Consider the following 15,172-nt stretch of genomic DNA (forward strand, 5'->3'; position numbering starts at 1 on the left):
GTCCTGCCTGCCGTCTTTCCTCTTCTCCCGGCTCCGGACGCGGGGGCGTGCCGGGCAAGCCCTTGCGGCGGCACCGGCGCAACCTTTTCTCCCGTCTGCAGGGGAAGCCCGCTCCCGGATGTTCCCGCTTCCGCCGGCAGATGGCACGCGCCGCCGGCTTCTCCCCGTCCCATTCGCCGCCTTCAGGCAACGCCCCGCCGAAAGATGGCAGCGGATGGGAGCGGCCATAAGAAAAGGATGAGAAGATCTCACCCCTGTACATTCTCTTTATATTCGCAATTCAAACATTGAACCTGGCTGCCCTTTTTCAATTTTTTCTCCACCAGCACCCCGTTGCAATTGGGGCAGGGCCGGGCAAGGGGTTTATCCCAGGAGACGAAATCGCAGTCAGGGAACCGGTCGCAGCCGTAAAAGAGCCGACCACGCTTCGTTCTCCGCTCCACGATCTTGCCCTTGCCGCATTTGGGGCAGGCGACCCCGATTTCCTTCAGAATCGGCTTCGTGTTGCGGCATTCGGGGAAATTGCTGCAGGCCAAAAACTTGCCGTATCTTCCGGTCTTGATCACCATCGGGCTGCCGCAAATCTCGCAGTCTTCCCCGGCGTATTCGTCTTCGATCTCCACCTTGGCCATTTCCTTTTCCGCCTTTTTCAAATTTTGTTCAAATCCTTTGTAAAAGGCGTCGACGATGGAGACCCAATGTTCCTTCCCTTCCTCGATGGCATCCAGTTCGCTTTCCATTTTCGCGGTAAATTTCACGTTGAGGATGTCGGGGAAATATTCGTTCATCAGCTCGATGACGATTTCCCCCAGCTCGGTGGGGACGAACCGTTTGTTTTCCAGCCGCACATAACCCCGTTTTTGGATCGTATCCAAGGTCGGCGCGTAAGTGGACGGCCGGCCGATGCCGAGTTCTTCCAGCGTCTTTACGAGCCGGGCCTCGGTATACCGGGGCGGCGGCTGGGTAAAATGCTGCTTCGGTTCGATTTTTAAGCTCTTCACTTTGTCCCCTTCCTGGAGTTCCGGCAGCAGGGGATCCTGTTCCTCCGCCTGGTCGTCGGTCCCTTCCACATACACCTTCATAAAGCCGGGAAAGAGGATCTTCGAACCGGTGGCTTTGAACACGATCTCGCCATTGGCCAATTCCGCCGTGATCGTCTCCAGGACGGCGGGGGACATTTGGCTGGCGATAAACCGTTCCCAAATTAATTGATACAGCTTAAACTGATCCTTCGTCAAATATTTTTTCACCGCTTCCGGTTCCTTCAACGGGGTCGTCGGACGGATCCCCTCATGGGCGTCCTGCACTTTTCCGGCCTTTTTCTCCTTCCGGGCGGCGGGCTGGGAGTATTCCTGCCCGTAATGGGCGGCGATATAAGCTTCCGCTTCCCTTTTCGCCGATTCCGAGATTCTCGTCGAATCGGTGCGCATATAGGTGATCAGCCCGACGGTGCCCTCTTCGCCGATATCGACCCCTTCGTAAAGTTCCTGGGCAATCATCATCGTCTTCTTCGCCCGGAAATTCAGCTTCCTTGCCGCCTCCTGCTGCAGGGAAGACGTGGTGAAGGGAGGCGGGGGATTTTTTTTCCGTTCCTTTTTGACGGCCGACTTTACGATGAATTCATCCCCGTCCAAGGCGGCCAAGATTTTTTTGACGTCCTCTTCGGATTTCAGTTCGACTTTTCCTTGCCCGTTCCCGTAAAAGACGGCGGGAAAGGTTTCCGTTCCCCGCTGAAACAGCCCCTTTATCGTCCAGTATTCTTCCGGCTGGAAGGAGCGGATTTCCTTTTCCCGGTCGATGATGAGCTTCACCGCCACCGATTGGACCCGGCCGGCGCTCAATCCCTTTTTCACTTTTTTCCACAGGAGGGGGCTGATTTTGTACCCGACGAGACGGTCGAGGATCCGCCGAGCCTGTTGGGCGTCCACCAAATCCATGTTGATCGGCCGGGGATGCTTGAACGACTCCCGGACCGCATCTTTCGTAATTTCATTGAACACGACGCGGCAATCGGATTCGGCATCCAGCTCCAGCGTATGGGCCAAATGCCAGGCGATCGCCTCCCCCTCCCGGTCCGGGTCGGCGGCCAAATAGACCTTTTTCGCCTTTTTCGCCGCGTTCTTCAGCTCTTTTATGATGCCGCCCTTTCCGCGGATGGTAATATATTTCGGCTGAAAGCCGTTATTTATGTCGACGCCGATTTGGCTTTTCGGCAGGTCCCGGATATGTCCCATCGACGCTTTGACCGTATATTTTTTCCCCAAATATTTCTCGATGGTCTTCGCCTTCGCCGGCGACTCCACGATGACCAGATATTCAGACATCCCTCAGCCTCCTCGGAGGTTCTACTAAAAATAAACCTTCACTAATTATTAAAGAGAATCCCCGTTTTTGTCAACAAAAAAGTAAATGATGGAAAGCCGATAAAAAATTGGTGCACGGCATGCCGCCCACCCGCTGCCGCTCTCTTCCTTCGCGAACGAAAACCCGGGTGAAAAAAGCGGACGCGGCCGTGGAAAGGGCCGGTGCCGGGCCGGAACATGAAAAGCCGGCGGAATCCGGGATCCGGCAAGATTTCCGCCGGGAAACCGGTCCGGCCTTCGGAAAAGCAAGGTTCATGCCCCGAAAGAAAGTCGGCAAATTCCCCGATTGCCGGAAAATCCATCGTCCCGGCTGATGACCGGCGGGAACGGAACGGCGAAAAATTTTCCGTGCAGATACGGCCGTTCCTGCCGGCAATTCCGAAGCCGGGAGAACCCCGTTTGACCGCTGTCGATGGGACAATTCCCTCTTCCCTTTTCGGAAAAGGCGGGAAAAGGCAGATCGGCCGCATATAACGGTTGATGCCGAAAGGGAAGCCGGCCCTTCCCCATCCGGCCGGACCGGCCCGACTGTCCGTAGGCTGTGCAAGCGCCCGAAAGATGGAATCCGCGGCGGATGCCCGGTTCCCGTCGGCGGAACGGGCGCCGCAAGCCGATATGACCGGCCGCTTTTAACGACCTTCTCCTCCATCGTTCCTTGTGGGTCTCACAGGGCCGTCTCCGTCCGGCGACAAATCTTCACGTCTTTTTATATCCTTTATTTCTTTTTTTATACCAATCTTATGCGCGGAAAAGAAATAATTCCTCCAGAATATCTTCTGCCCGTTGCACCAGCTTGGCCCCTTCCTGGATCAGCCGGTTCGTTCCCGCGGAAACGGGGCTGGTGACCGGCCCGGGGACGGCGAAAACTTCCCTTCCATAATCGAGGGCGAATTGGGCGGTAATGAGCGAACCGCTCCTTTCCCGGGCTTCCACCACCACGGTCCCGAGGGAAAGGCCGCTGATGATCCGGTTTCTTTGCGGGAACTGGTGCTTCTTCGGCGGGGTATCGGGGGGATATTCGGAAAGGAGGAGCAGTTGGCCGGGATAGGATCGGAGCAAGGGGGCGGATTCTTTCGGATAGATGTGGTAAAAACCGCTGCCCAGGACGGCGACCGTGTTTCCGCCGCCTTCAAGCGCCCGCCGTTGGGCGCGGATGTCGATGCCCCGGGCAAAGCCGCTCACGATGAGAAAATCTTTTTCCACCAGGCCTTCGACGATGAGATCGGCGGCAAGGAGGCCGTACCGGGTCGGCGTCCGCGTTCCGACGACGGCAATCGTCCGCGGGTTTTGCAAAAGGTCCGGATTCCCTCGGGCGAATAAAACCCAGGGCGGCTGATGGATTTGTTTTAACAGGGGCGGATATTGTTCATCAAAGATGGTAATGAGGGAGATTCGTTCCTGTTCATATTCGCGGATGAATGTTTCGACGGGCTTTTCGTGGAGATCGGAATAGAGCCGGGAAGCGTCGTGGAAGGGGATGTTCAAGAAGTCGGCGATTTCCGCCGGGGACAGGGAAAATACCGATTCCAGGGAGGGATCCGACGCGTAGATTTTTTCGATCGTCCGCCAGCCGGCTCCCCTGCAGTGCACGAGATGGATGAGCCGTTCGCGCCGTTTCTCCATATCACCTTCTCCTTCTCGAAGAAATGAAAAAGGGGCGAAGGGCGCCCAATGCGCCGAAGCGAATGAAGCGCCCCTTTCCAAAAGAGGAAGGCGGATCCCCGCCGGGGCGGGAACCCGCGACCGGAAGCCATTTTGTCCGCGGAAGACCTTAATGGGTTTTGCATTTTTCGTAGAGGCCTTTTTCTTTCAATACCTGGATGAGGGTTTCGCCGATCACGGCAGGGGTTTCCGCAACCCTGATTCCGCATTCGTTCATGACGCGGATCTTTTCATCGGCCGTGCCTTTTCCTCCGGAAATGATGGCGCCGGCATGGCCCATCCGTTTTCCGGGAGGCGCCGTGCGTCCGCCGATGAAGCCGACGACCGGCTTTTCCATGTTTTCTTTCACCCAGCGGGCCGCATCTTCTTCCGCGGTGCCGCCGATTTCCCCGATCATGATTACCGCGTAGGTATCCGGATCTTCATTGAAGGCCTTTAAAACATCGATGAAATTCGTGCCGTTCACCGGATCGCCCCCGATTCCGACGGCCGTCGACTGGCCGATTCCCGCCTGGGACAATTGATGGACGGCCTCATAGGTCAACGTGCCGGAACGGGAGACGACGCCGACATGGCCTTTTTTGTGGATGTAACCGGGCATGATGCCGATCTTGCACTCTTCCGGGGTGATGACGCCCGGGCAGTTCGGCCCGATCAGGCGGGTTTTCTTCCCTTCCATGTAACGCTTGACCTTCACCATGTCCAAGACGGGTATGCCTTCGGTGATGCAAATCACCAGATCCAGTTCGGCGTCCACCGCCTCCATGATCGCGTCCGCCGCGAAGGGGGCGGGCACGTAAATGACCGATGCCGTCGCTCCAGTTTGTTCCACCGCCGCTTTCACCGTGTTGAAAACGGGAACCCCTTCAATGAAGGTCCCCCCTTTTCCGGGCGAGGTGCCGCCGACGATCTTCGTGCCGTATTCCAGCATTTGTTTGGTATGGAAAAGGGCCGTTTTCCCCGTGATTCCTTGAACGATCACTTTCGTGTCCTTATTGATATAGATGCTCACCTTGATTCCCCCGCTTTCGTCGTAATTGGATTTGCAACCCGCATCATTCCGGTGGCTGCCGTTTTCCTCATTGCACGAGCTCCACGATTTTTTGCGCGCCGTCGGCCATGGATTCGGCGGCGATGATATTCAATCCCGATTCGTTCAGGATCTTCTTGCCCAAATCCACGTTCGTCCCTTCGAGCCTGACGACGAGGGGCACTTTCAGGCCGACCTGTTTGGCGGCTTCGACGACGCCGGTGGCGATGACGTCACACCTCATGATGCCCCCGAAAATATTGACGAAAATCCCCTTCACCTTCGGGTCGGAAAGGATGATTTTGAACGCCTCGGTCACTTTTTCGGCGGTGGCTCCTCCGCCCACATCGAGGAAATTGGCGGGTTCGCCCCCGTAATATTTGATGATGTCCATCGTCGCCATCGCCAGTCCCGCACCGTTCACCATGCAGCCGATATTCCCGTCCAGGGAGATGTAGCTGAGGCCGTGCTTGGACGCTTCCACTTCCTTCGGATCCTCTTCATCGGGATCGCGGTATTGCAAAATATCCTGATTCCGGTACAAAGCGTTGGCATCAAAATTCAGCTTGGCGTCCAACGCCAATACCTTCCCGTCGGCGGTCGTGACCAGCGGGTTGATCTCGGCGATGGAACAATCCTTTTCGACAAAAACCCGGTACAGTCCCATCATGAATTGGACGGCCTGATTGACCAGCTCCTTCGGGATATGGATATGGAAGGCGATCCGTCTCGCCTGGAAGGGCAACAGACCGACGGCCGGATCGATATATTCCTTAAAGATTTTCTCCGGGGTCTTCGCCGCCACCTCTTCGATCTCCGTTCCCCCTTCTTCGGAAGCCATTAAGACGACCCGGGAGGAGGACCGGTCGACGACGAAACCGATGTAATATTCCTTTTGAATCGCACAGCCTTCTTCGATAAGTAAACGCTTTACTTCTTTGCCTTCGGGGCCGGTTTGGTGGGTAACGAGCGTCTTGCCCAAAAGCTGTTGGGCATATGTACGGACATCATCCAGGTTTTTCGCAACCTTTACGCCTCCCGCTTTTCCGCGTCCGCCCGCATGGATCTGCGCTTTCACGACGACCGTATCCGTGCCGAGCTTTTTCGCCGCTTCCACGGCTTCATCCACGGTAAAGGCGACGATGCCCCGCGGAACGGAAACCCCGTAATCCCTTAAAATTTCTTTCGCTTGATACTCGTGGATATTCATCTTCCATCCTCCTCATCATCCGTTCGGAAAGAATTGATTGCGTTCTCATTGTATAAAACTTGGAAACTATTGTCTACCGTTCTTGCGGATTTTTGTCCTTGCGGAGCTCTTTTGCCCTTTGATCCGCCCGATAGATCAAGGCGAATATTTCCGCCACCGCCGTATAGAGGGACTCGGGGATCACCTCGTCCAGATCGATCTTCAAGAGAAGCTCGGCAAGGGAAGGGTCTTCGCGGACCGGGACATCGTTTTCCCTCGCCCGTTGAATGATCGCTTCGGCGATCCGGCCCTGCCCTTTGGCCGTAACGCGCGGGGCCGGATCGGCCGCTTCATTGAACGTCAGGGCGACGGCTTTTTTCCGTTTTTCCCTTTTCATATTTTGATATCCACCCGGCTTTCGCGAAAAATCGGTTCCTCGGGCAAACTTCCGGAAGGTTCGTGCGGTTTTTGAAATTTTACCGTTCCGAGGGTGTAATCGATTTTTTTCAATCCCTCCCGCAAAGCGGGAAGCCCGGGTCCGACCGATTCTTCCAGCCGGTCGAACCCGCTGTAGAAAGTCAGGCTGACGATCCGGTTCTGCACCGTTACGAATACGCACAAATCGCCCAAATGGGGCATGGTTAAATCGAACACAACGCGGCAATAATCTTCGTCCAGCTTTTCGCCCCTTTTCTTTCCGAACCAACGGATGACGAGATCCGCCTTTTCCCCTTGGAAAAACAGGGGGATCTCCGTCACCCCCTGGAACATCCCGTCCCTTTCGGCAAACAGGTGTTCCTCGGCCGCAATCCGCGAGAACAGCTTTTCCGCCGACAGCCGCAGTTCCGGGGAAAGATTTCTGTTTTCCAGCAAAACTTCCAGTTCCCGCCTGAACGAAGCCGTCTCTCCTCCGGCTTCCCCGTCCCCCCGGACCGTGCGGATGATCCATTGAAAGGCCTTCAGGACCTCATCTCCCTTCGTCCAATCGGTAAATAGCAGGGGATGGGCCCCGGCAAACCGCCGCCATGCTTCCCCTTCCGCCTTCCCGAAAATTTCCGGAAAACGGGAAACAAGGTTTTGTCCGTCCGCCGGCGCGCGGATGTCCAAGGACCGGTCCGAAAAGACGCGGGAAAGGAAGGAAAAGGGATCGTCCCCATGAAAACGGCTGTCCCGCCACCCGGTAAAGAGAACGGAGCGAAAATCCCGCCTCGTCCCTTCCCCCGGAAAACCCAGTTTCTCCGCCGCCTCTCGCAGCAGCTGCTCCTCGCCTTTGTCCGCCCAGCCGGGAAAAACGGCCGAAAGCAAGCGGAAGGCGGCGCGGCTCTCTTCTTCAGGAACGGCGGGATCCAGCCAGCGCGCGAAAAGGGCAAGAAGCGGCTGTTCCCTGCGGATGGGGAATCGGTCCATCAGCGATTGCCAACGCGGGCCGATCGTTCCCGTTTCCTTCTCCAAAAGTTCGAAAAACCGGGAGATGAGGCCGGAAAGGGATTCCTTCCCGTGAAAGGAATAGAGGCCGTGAAACATTTCATCCGTAAAAGGAAGGCGGTTTTGTGCCATCACTTTGATCGTTTGCATGCCCAGACCGATGTCCGGGACCGCCTTCAGCCAGGCTTCCCCCTTGCGGAAAACTTCCCGGTCGAAGGGCAGTCCCGACTCGCGGAAAAATTGGATGAGGCGGCGGAGCAAATCCCCGTTCGGGGCGGATAATAGCCGGGACAGCCCCCCTTCGGCGTCCTGCTCGGCGATTTTCAGCCGGACGCTTCCCTTTTCGGCAGCAATTTGAAACAGATAGTCCCTGTGGGCAACCAAAGGGGCCTCGGCCTTGGCCCAAAAGGCTTCTTTCCCGATCCGGACCAGGGCCCGGCCGTCGGGAAGGAGCTTCAGCACCCTTCCGAATACCAGCTGCCCGTTCCGAAAGGGCGCCGTTTCCGTATGAACTTCCTTTTGCCGGTAAAAGGGGAATGCGGAACGGATTTCCATATCCTGATCAGCTTCCTTCGATCAGATCTTTCACAGGGGCAAAGCTTCTCCGATGCAAAGGGGAAGGGCCGTACTTCCGCAAGGCCTGCAAATGTTCCTCCGTGGCGTACCCCATATTTTTGTCGAAATGATACATCGGATATTTTTTGCTGTATTCGATCATCATCCTGTCCCGGCAAACTTTGGCGACGATGGACGCCGCGGCGATGGATACGGAACGGGCGTCCCCCTTGATCAGTTTCGTTTGGGGAACCGGGACATCGATTTCCATCGCATCGATCAACAGATGATCCGGAAAAACGGACAATTGGGCGACGGCGTGAGCCATCGCTTTTTTCGCGGCGCGATAGATGTTCAGCCTGTCGATTTCCGGGGCGTGGACGATACCGATTCCGACGGCGACCGCTTCTTTTCTGATTTGTTCCTCGAAGATGTTTCGCATTTGCGGGGTCAATTTCTTCGAATCATTGATCCCGGGCAAATAAAAATCTTCCGGCAAAATCACCGCGCAGCCGACGACCGGACCGGCCAGCGGGCCCCTGCCCACTTCATCGATCCCGGCGATCATCTGAAATCCTTCCTGCCGGAGCTGTTTTTCAAAGACGCACATCTTCTCAAAAAGTTCCTTTTCTTTCAGCCGTTTCTCCTTCTCCCTCTTCCAGCGGGAAAGCAGCTGCCGCACGCCCTTCCGCTCATCCTCGGCGCACGCCAAAAGAAAAGGATCGTTTTCATCCTCGACGGATTGCAATTTCTCCCATATTTGTCGGATCGTTTCCCTTGCCAACGGCAAAACTCCTTTTTCCAATTATCGTGCTGTTATTTTATATATCGACCAAAATTCCTTGGCTGTCAATGGAAAAAAGGAACGGGACAACGGGACGGAAAGCCGGGGCGGCTTCCTTCGCGCGGCATCCGTTCCGGATAAGGGGACGGGTTTCCTTCGCAAAAAAGAAACGGTCTCATCCGCGACGAAATCCGGTCCGGACAGCGGGGCTTCCGGGTCGAAATTTTCTGCGGCGGGCAAACCAGCCGCGGCCGAAACCAATCACAAACGCTTCCGGGTCAAACCCTTCGGCGGCGTCCACCCGTCTGCCCCGCCCGCCGGCAACGCCGGCCGAAGACGGAAAAAGCCGGAAAACGGCGGTTCCGCTTTCCGGCTCAGGATGGCGGGAGGTCAAAGGTCAGCGGGCCCAATTTGTTCGAGCGGACATCCCGGACGATGACCTCGGCAGTCTTATCGTAATCGATCTGCCCGCCCGCCATCAGGCAGCCCCTTTTCTTCCCGATTTCATCGAACACCCGTTGCAAATCATCCGGCACCTGTTCCAGCTTGTACCGGTCGGCCAGCCGGGCCGGATATTCCTTCCGCAAAAAGTTGATGGCATAGGCGGCGATATCCTGCAAATTCAAGACCGAATCCTTGATCGCTCCCGTCAAAGCCAGCTTGTACCCGGCCTCCGGATCGTCAAATTTCGGCCAAAGGATCCCCGGGGTATCCAAAAGTTCCAAAGCCGGGCCGACTTTGATCCATTGCTGGCTTTTCGTCACGCCTGGAACGTTTCCGGTCTTGGCCGCGTTTCGCCCCGCCAGCCGGTTGATCAGGGTGGATTTTCCCGAATTCGGGATCCCCAAAACCATGCCGCGGACGGGACGGGGGCGGAGGCCTTTCGCACGCATTTTGGCAAATTTGTCCTCAACCAGCTTTTTCGACAAGGATGGGATTTCGGCAATTCCCCGGCCGGTTTGGGAATTGATGGCGAGGGCGGTCATGTTCCGGCTCCGGAAATAATCGAGCCACCGCTCCGTTTTATCCGGATCCGCCAAGTCGGCTTTGTTCAACAAAAGAATCCGGGGCTTTTCCCGGACGATTTCGTCGATCAGGGGATTTCTGGATGATAACGGAACGCGCGCATCGAGCAGTTCGTAAACCACATCCACCAGTTTCAGCTTTTCCGTAACTTCCCTTTTCGCCTTCGCCATATGGCCGGGAAACCATTGGATCGTCGACATGTCTTCCTCCTCAATGAATGATGCGGAAATCTTCCAAAGGCCAATAGATCAGGTTCGCTTTTCCGATGACGCTGTCGATGGGGATCGGTCCGATATGACGGCTGTCCTTGCTGTAACGGCGGTTGTCGCCCATCACAAAGATATGCCCTTCCGGCACGGTCACCGAAAAGGGTTCCGTCAGCGTCCCGCCCACGATGGATTTTTTATATTGATCCAAATAAGGTTCATCATATTTTTTTCCGTTAATATATAAAGTGTCGTTTTTGTATTCGATATGATCCCCCGGCAGACCGATGACCCTTTTGATATAATCCTTCTTTTCCGGGGCGTGAAAAACGACAATGTCAAACCGTTTCGGCTCCCCGATCAGGTAGGAGATCCGGTTGACGATCATCCGGTCCCTGTTTTCCAGCGTCGGCATCATCGAATAACCGTCGACGATGATGGGCGTGAACAGGAAATATCGGATGCAGCCTGCCAGGATAAAAGCGACGACGATGATCTTCAGCCATTCCCACAAATCGCTTTTCCTTTTCTTCATCTTCGGCCTCCAAGAGTTCAGCTTCTTTTCTATTTATTTTATTGTACATAAGCCGGCGGACATTTCGCAATAATCTTGACACGGGGAAAAAAGCCGAAACCTTTTTGATGAACGAAAAGGGAGCCTGATTCCAGCTCCCCCGTAAAGATTTACAGAATTTCTTTTATGCGTGCAGCTTTGCCGCGAAGGTTGCGCAAGTAATAAAGCTTCGCACGGCGCACTTTTCCGCGGCGGACGACTTCAAGCTTGGCAATTTTCGGCGAATGCAGCGGGAAGGTCCGTTCCACACCGACGCCGTAAGAAATTTTCCTTACCGTGAAGGTTTCGCTGATTCCTCCGCCCCTCCGTTTGATGACGACGCCTTCAAACACTTGGATACGTTCGCGGTTCCCTTCCGTGACTTTCACGTGGACGCGTACCGTATCGCCGGGACGGAATGCGGGCAAATCGGTGCGAAGCTGTTCCTTCGTGATTTCCTGAATCAAATGATGCATGCTTTACCACTCCTTCCGACAGATGTTCATGCGGCAAAAACAGCGGCAGCGGAACATCGTGATCCGGTAAAGGCGATCTTTACCACAACGGTTATCATAGCATAATTCCTATCGGCAATGCAAGTCAAGTTTTGCCTTCTTTTTCCCATTCCCCGATCCATTTTTTTTCTTCGTCGGTCAAAGGATAATCTTTCAAAAGATCCGGACGGCGCAAAAACGTCCGCTTGAGCGCTTCCTTTTTCCGCCATTCCTCGATCTTTTTGTGGTTGCCGGACAAAAGCACTTCCGGGACTTTCATGCCGCGGAAATCTGCCGGGCGGGTATAGTGGGGGTGTTCCAGGAGGCCGGTGGAAAAGGATTCCTCGACATGGGACGCTTCGTTTCCCAAAACCCCGGGCAGGAGCCGGACGACGCTGTCGATGATCACCATCGCCGCCAGCTCCCCCCCGGTCAGTACGTAGTCGCCGATGGAGATTTCGTCGGTTGCCAAATGGCGGATCCGTTCATCAAACCCTTCATAATGGCCGCAGATGAGGATCAAATGCTCTTCCTTGGCCAGTTCCTCCGCCTTTTTTTGCGTGTAGGGCTCCCCTTGCGGGCATAAAAGGATCACCCTCCGCCTTTCCGCGGAGACTTTGTTTGTGATATCCGCCACCGCATCGTAGATCGGCTGCGGCTTCAGCACCATTCCCGCCCCTCCGCCGTAAGGATAGTCGTCCACCGTCCGGTGTTTGTCGTCGGAATACTCGCGGAAATTGACGAGATGGTATTCCACCGCTTTTCTTTCCCTTGCCCTTTCCAGGATGGACGTTCCGAGGACGTTGGGGAACATTTCCGGAAACAGGGTCAAAACGTCGATCCTCATCATGGCAGCAGCCCTTCCATCGGTTCGATCCATATCTTTTTATCCTTTACGTCGACCTTCTTGACCACATCCCCGATATAGGGAATGTATATCTTTTCTCCCCCTTCCCCGTCAACCACCCACACGTCGTTGGCGCCCGGCGTCAAAATTTCTTTTACCTTTCCGATCTCTTTCCCGTCCATCGTATAAACGGAACAGCCGATGATCTCAAAAAAATAATACTCGCCTTCGTCCAATTCGTCCAAGGCGCTTTCCGGAATCTTCAGCATCCCGCCTTTGAATTTTTCCACGTCCTGAATCGAATCATATCCTTCAAAACGCAGCAAATCAAAGTTTTTGTGGACCCGCCAGCTTTTCACCGTCAAGGGGACGGGTTCGGATTCCTTCGGCAAAAACAGATACAGCCGGTTTCCCTTCCGGTACCTTTGCTCGGGAAAATCGGTGCGGGATATGACGCGGACTTCCCCGCGAATGCCGTGGGTATTGACGATTTTTCCGACGTTCAGCCAGCGCTCCATGCGATCATCCCTCCCTGATCTCCACGATGATCCCGTCTTTTATGACAATCGATTTTCCGTTCACGATTTTATCCCACGAATCGCCGACTCCAATTTCGGCGACCGCTTCCAACTCCCCGTCCTTGATCTCGCTCCCGATCGGCAATTGTTCCAGCTGTTCCAGCTGGTATTCCAGCCATTTGATCTTTTCTTCCCGGGATTTGATTTCCCGTTCGAAATAAAATCTGACATCGCTGACGGCGAATTTTTTGGTTTTCTCCATCTTTTTCATTTCAAATTGGAGCTGCCCGCATTCTTTTTCCAATTGCCGCTTCCGGGAGAGGAACTGTTCCTTCAAGGCTTTTTTGCTGTTTTCCGTCAATACTTGAAAGACCTGGACCCTTTGGATGATCTTCATCTTTCATCCCCTCAATCTTTCCTTACTATACAATATTCGGGAAAAAAATTGCAAACCCCGCCGCCCGCTCCCGGACGGTTTTCCGGGCCTCCCGGCGGCTTTCCCCCGCGGGATGACGGCAGCGGTTCGGAGAAGGGTAAAATAAAAAGAGGGGGCACCCCTCTTTTTCATTGAATGTCCAAATAGGTCTTCTTTTTTTCCGTCGCTGCAGCGTGGGCATAGACAACCGTCCGAATCGCTTTGGCCATCCGTCCGTTCTTCCCGATCACCTTCCCGAGATCGTCGGGATGGACGGACAGTTTGTAGACGATGCGGTCGCGTTCCTCCGCAACGTCGACGCGCACTTCATCGGGGAAATCGACCAACGGCTTGACGATGGCTTCAATCAGCTTTTTCATGGCCATCCTTTTTTCCGTATTTTTCATTGTGGAATTTTTCCAAAATCCCTTTTTTCGACAAAAGGCTGCGGACCGTGTCCGACGGTTTCGCCCCGTTTCTCAGCCATTTCAAGGCCAATTCTTCATTGATTTCCACTTGGGCCGGTTCCGTCAACGGATTGTAAGTCCCGATCATTTCGATAAACCGGCCGTCCCGGGGAGAACGGGAATCTGCGACAACGATCCGGTAAAAGGGGGATTTTTTCGCGCCCATGCGTTTTAAACGGATTTTTACTGCCATGTTATGTTACACCTCCGAATAGTTTTACACAAAATAGTATCTTAGCAGGAATTTTGAAGATTGTAAAGGTATTTTTCTTAACAGTTTCGCAATGCCGGCTAAAAGGGAAAGGAAAAGGGAAAGCCGCCTTTTTTCTTGCCCTTTTGCATATTGGACAATTGCTTCATCATTTTTTTCATTTCGTCGAATTGTTTCAAAAGGCGGTTGACTTCCTGAACCGGCCGGCCGCTTCCTTTGGCGATCCGCTTCCTCCGGCTGGAATTGATGATCTCCGGGTTTTCCCTTTCTTCCGGCGTCATCGATTGAATGATCGCTTCCACATGTTTCAGCTGCTTTTCGCTGATTTCCAAATTGTCCAGCCCTTTGATCCTGCCCGCGCCCGGAAGCATTTTCAGCAATTCCTGGAGGGGCCCCATCTTCCGGACCTGGTTCAACTGCTCGAGAAAATCGTTCAGGGTGAAGGACATCGTCCGCATCTTTTTTTCCAATTCTTTGGCCTTCTCTTCGTCCACGGCGGCCTGCGCCTTTTCGATCAAGGTCAGCACGTCGCCCATGCCGAGGATGCGGGAGGCCATCCTTTCCGGATGGAACGGTTCGAGGGCGTCCAGTTTCTCGCCCATGCCGACAAATTTGATCGGCTTGTTTGTCACCGCTCGGATCGACAGGGCGGCCCCGCCGCGGGTATCGCCGTCCAATTTCGTTAAGACGACACCGGTAATCCCCAACTGCCCGCTGAACCGTTCGGCCACGTTAACCGCGTCCTGTCCGGTCATCGCATCGACGACCAGCAAAATCTCGTCCGGGTTCACCGCTTCCTTCATGTTTTTCAATTCGTCCATCAGCCGCTCATCGACATGAAGCCGTCCAGCCGTATCGATGATCACGGTGTCGTAATGCTCTTCTGCGGCCTTTTTCAAGGCTTGTTTGGCGATCTCCACCGGATCGGCATTTTCCTCGGAGGAATAAACCGGAACGCCGAGCTGCTTGCCGAGGGTTTGCAGCTGGCTGACCGCCGCGGGACGATAAATATCCGCCGCGACCAAAAGGGGGGTGCGGTTGTATTTTTTCCGCAACAAATTCGCAAGCTTTCCGGACGTGGTCGTTTTTCCGGCGCCCTGCAAACCGACCATCATGATGACGGTGGGAGGTTTGTCGGATACGGCCAGTTTTTCCGCTTCGCCGCCCATCAACGCCGTCAATTCTTCCTTCACGACTTTAATGACCTGCTGCCCCGGGGTCAGGCTTTTCATGACTTCCTGTCCGACCGCCCGCTCGCTTACCCGCTGGATAAAGTCCTTGACCACCTTCAAGTTGACGTCGGCGTAAAGGAGGGCGAGCCGGACTTCCCGCATCATCGCCTTTACGTCCGCCTCGGTGACTTTCCCCTTTCCCCGGATCTTCTGCAATGTGCTTTGCAGCCGTTCGGCCAATCCTTCAAAAGCCAT

At 54.8% G+C, this 15,172-nt stretch carries 16 protein-coding genes; all 16 read right to left on the reverse strand.

Annotated elements, in window-relative coordinates; translation table 11 throughout:
• Nucleotides 1-248: 248 nt before the first annotated feature.
• Nucleotides 249-2,324 (reverse strand): type I DNA topoisomerase, encoded by a 2,076-nt coding sequence (gene topA, locus A3EQ_RS0116555; protein WP_020156269.1) that lies wholly within the window; start codon nt 2,322-2,324, stop codon nt 249-251.
• Nucleotides 2,325-3,101: 777 nt separating this feature from the next.
• The gene (dprA, locus tag A3EQ_RS0116570; protein ID WP_020156272.1) at nt 3,102-3,986 is read right to left on the reverse strand and encodes a DNA-processing protein DprA; all 885 of its coding nucleotides are present in this window, start codon (nt 3,984-3,986) and stop codon (nt 3,102-3,104) included.
• Between the two features lie 148 nt (nt 3,987-4,134).
• Nucleotides 4,135-5,037 carry a succinate--CoA ligase subunit alpha gene (gene sucD / locus A3EQ_RS0116580; RefSeq protein WP_020156274.1) on the reverse strand — a complete coding sequence of 301 codons (903 nt, stop codon included), beginning with the start codon at nt 5,035-5,037 and terminating at the stop codon, nt 4,135-4,137.
• Nucleotides 5,038-5,104: 67 nt separating this feature from the next.
• Nucleotides 5,105-6,265 (reverse strand): ADP-forming succinate--CoA ligase subunit beta, encoded by a 1,161-nt coding sequence (gene sucC / locus A3EQ_RS0116585; protein WP_020156275.1) that lies wholly within the window; start codon nt 6,263-6,265, stop codon nt 5,105-5,107.
• Between the two features lie 73 nt (nt 6,266-6,338).
• A complete protein-coding gene (locus A3EQ_RS0116590) occupies nt 6,339-6,641 on the reverse strand; it encodes an EscU/YscU/HrcU family type III secretion system export apparatus switch protein (protein WP_020156276.1) in 303 nt (100 codons plus the stop codon).
• Complete coding sequence (locus tag A3EQ_RS0116595; RefSeq protein ID WP_020156277.1) at nt 6,638-8,224, reverse strand: flagellar hook-length control protein FliK; 1,587 nt, start codon at nt 8,222-8,224, stop codon at nt 6,638-6,640. The genes A3EQ_RS0116590 and A3EQ_RS0116595 overlap by 4 nt, the downstream gene beginning before the upstream one ends.
• 7 nt (nt 8,225-8,231) lie before the next feature.
• Nucleotides 8,232-9,008 (reverse strand): ribonuclease HII, encoded by a 777-nt coding sequence (locus A3EQ_RS0116600; RefSeq protein ID WP_020156278.1) that lies wholly within the window; start codon nt 9,006-9,008, stop codon nt 8,232-8,234.
• A gap of 374 nt (nt 9,009-9,382) precedes the next feature.
• Nucleotides 9,383-10,234: a ribosome biogenesis GTPase YlqF gene (gene ylqF, locus A3EQ_RS0116615; protein ID WP_020156281.1), complete on the reverse strand. Its 852-nt coding sequence runs from the start codon at nt 10,232-10,234 to the stop codon at nt 9,383-9,385.
• A gap of 10 nt (nt 10,235-10,244) precedes the next feature.
• Nucleotides 10,245-10,775 carry a signal peptidase I gene (gene lepB / locus A3EQ_RS0116620; RefSeq protein WP_020156282.1) on the reverse strand — a complete coding sequence of 177 codons (531 nt, stop codon included), beginning with the start codon at nt 10,773-10,775 and terminating at the stop codon, nt 10,245-10,247.
• Nucleotides 10,776-10,924: 149 nt separating this feature from the next.
• The gene (rplS, locus tag A3EQ_RS0116625) at nt 10,925-11,269 is read right to left on the reverse strand and encodes a 50S ribosomal protein L19 (RefSeq protein WP_020156283.1); all 345 of its coding nucleotides are present in this window, start codon (nt 11,267-11,269) and stop codon (nt 10,925-10,927) included.
• 124 nt (nt 11,270-11,393) lie between these two features.
• On the reverse strand, nt 11,394-12,134 hold the full coding sequence (gene trmD / locus A3EQ_RS0116630) for a tRNA (guanosine(37)-N1)-methyltransferase TrmD (RefSeq protein WP_026500040.1): 741 nt from the start codon (nt 12,132-12,134) through the stop codon (nt 11,394-11,396).
• Complete coding sequence (rimM, locus tag A3EQ_RS0116635) at nt 12,134-12,652, reverse strand: ribosome maturation factor RimM (protein WP_020156285.1); 519 nt, start codon at nt 12,650-12,652, stop codon at nt 12,134-12,136. Before rimM ends, trmD begins: the two co-directional genes overlap by 1 nt.
• Before the next feature lie 4 nt (nt 12,653-12,656).
• Nucleotides 12,657-13,049, reverse strand: a complete 393-nt coding sequence (locus tag A3EQ_RS0116640; RefSeq protein ID WP_020156286.1) for a YlqD family protein — start codon at nt 13,047-13,049, stop codon at nt 12,657-12,659.
• A 167-nt stretch (nt 13,050-13,216) separates the two neighbouring features.
• Nucleotides 13,217-13,447, reverse strand: a complete 231-nt coding sequence (locus A3EQ_RS0116650) for a KH domain-containing protein (RefSeq protein ID WP_020156288.1) — start codon at nt 13,445-13,447, stop codon at nt 13,217-13,219.
• Nucleotides 13,431-13,727, reverse strand: a complete 297-nt coding sequence (gene rpsP / locus A3EQ_RS0116655) for a 30S ribosomal protein S16 (RefSeq protein ID WP_020156289.1) — start codon at nt 13,725-13,727, stop codon at nt 13,431-13,433. Before rpsP ends, A3EQ_RS0116650 begins: the two co-directional genes overlap by 17 nt.
• A 98-nt stretch (nt 13,728-13,825) precedes the next feature.
• Nucleotides 13,826-15,172 (reverse strand): signal recognition particle protein, encoded by a 1,347-nt coding sequence (ffh, locus tag A3EQ_RS0116660; RefSeq protein WP_020156290.1) that lies wholly within the window; start codon nt 15,170-15,172, stop codon nt 13,826-13,828.

The sequence above is a fragment of the Caldibacillus debilis DSM 16016 genome (assembly GCF_000383875.1).
Taxonomy (GTDB): Bacteria; Bacillota; Bacilli; order Bacillales; family Caldibacillaceae; genus Caldibacillus; species Caldibacillus debilis.

Excerpts from the sequence above, each read along its gene's own strand:
- topA (WP_020156269.1), bottom strand. The coding sequence starts at position 2,324 with ATGTCTGAATATCTGGTCATCGTGGAGTCGCCGGCGAAGGCGAAGACC.
- dprA (WP_020156272.1), bottom strand. The coding sequence starts at position 3,986 with ATGGAGAAACGGCGCGAACGGCTCATCCATCTCGTGCACTGCAGGGGA.
- sucC (WP_020156275.1), bottom strand. The coding sequence starts at position 6,265 with ATGAATATCCACGAGTATCAAGCGAAAGAAATTTTAAGGGATTACGGG.
- A3EQ_RS0116590 (WP_020156276.1), bottom strand. The coding sequence starts at position 6,641 with ATGAAAAGGGAAAAACGGAAAAAAGCCGTCGCCCTGACGTTCAATGAA.
- A3EQ_RS0116595 (WP_020156277.1), bottom strand. The coding sequence starts at position 8,224 with ATGGAAATCCGTTCCGCATTCCCCTTTTACCGGCAAAAGGAAGTTCAT.
- ylqF (WP_020156281.1), bottom strand. The coding sequence starts at position 10,234 with ATGTCGACGATCCAATGGTTTCCCGGCCATATGGCGAAGGCGAAAAGG.
- lepB (WP_020156282.1), bottom strand. The coding sequence starts at position 10,775 with ATGAAGAAAAGGAAAAGCGATTTGTGGGAATGGCTGAAGATCATCGTC.
- rplS (WP_020156283.1), bottom strand. The coding sequence starts at position 11,269 with ATGCATCATTTGATTCAGGAAATCACGAAGGAACAGCTTCGCACCGAT.
- trmD (WP_026500040.1), bottom strand. The coding sequence starts at position 12,134 with ATGAGGATCGACGTTTTGACCCTGTTTCCGGAAATGTTCCCCAACGTC.
- rimM (WP_020156285.1), bottom strand. The coding sequence starts at position 12,652 with ATGGAGCGCTGGCTGAACGTCGGAAAAATCGTCAATACCCACGGCATT.
- A3EQ_RS0116640 (WP_020156286.1), bottom strand. The coding sequence starts at position 13,049 with ATGAAGATCATCCAAAGGGTCCAGGTCTTTCAAGTATTGACGGAAAAC.
- A3EQ_RS0116650 (WP_020156288.1), bottom strand. The coding sequence starts at position 13,447 with ATGAAAAAGCTGATTGAAGCCATCGTCAAGCCGTTGGTCGATTTCCCC.
- rpsP (WP_020156289.1), bottom strand. The coding sequence starts at position 13,727 with ATGGCAGTAAAAATCCGTTTAAAACGCATGGGCGCGAAAAAATCCCCC.
- ffh (WP_020156290.1), bottom strand. The coding sequence starts at position 15,172 with ATGGCTTTTGAAGGATTGGCCGAACGGCTGCAAAGCACATTGCAGAAG.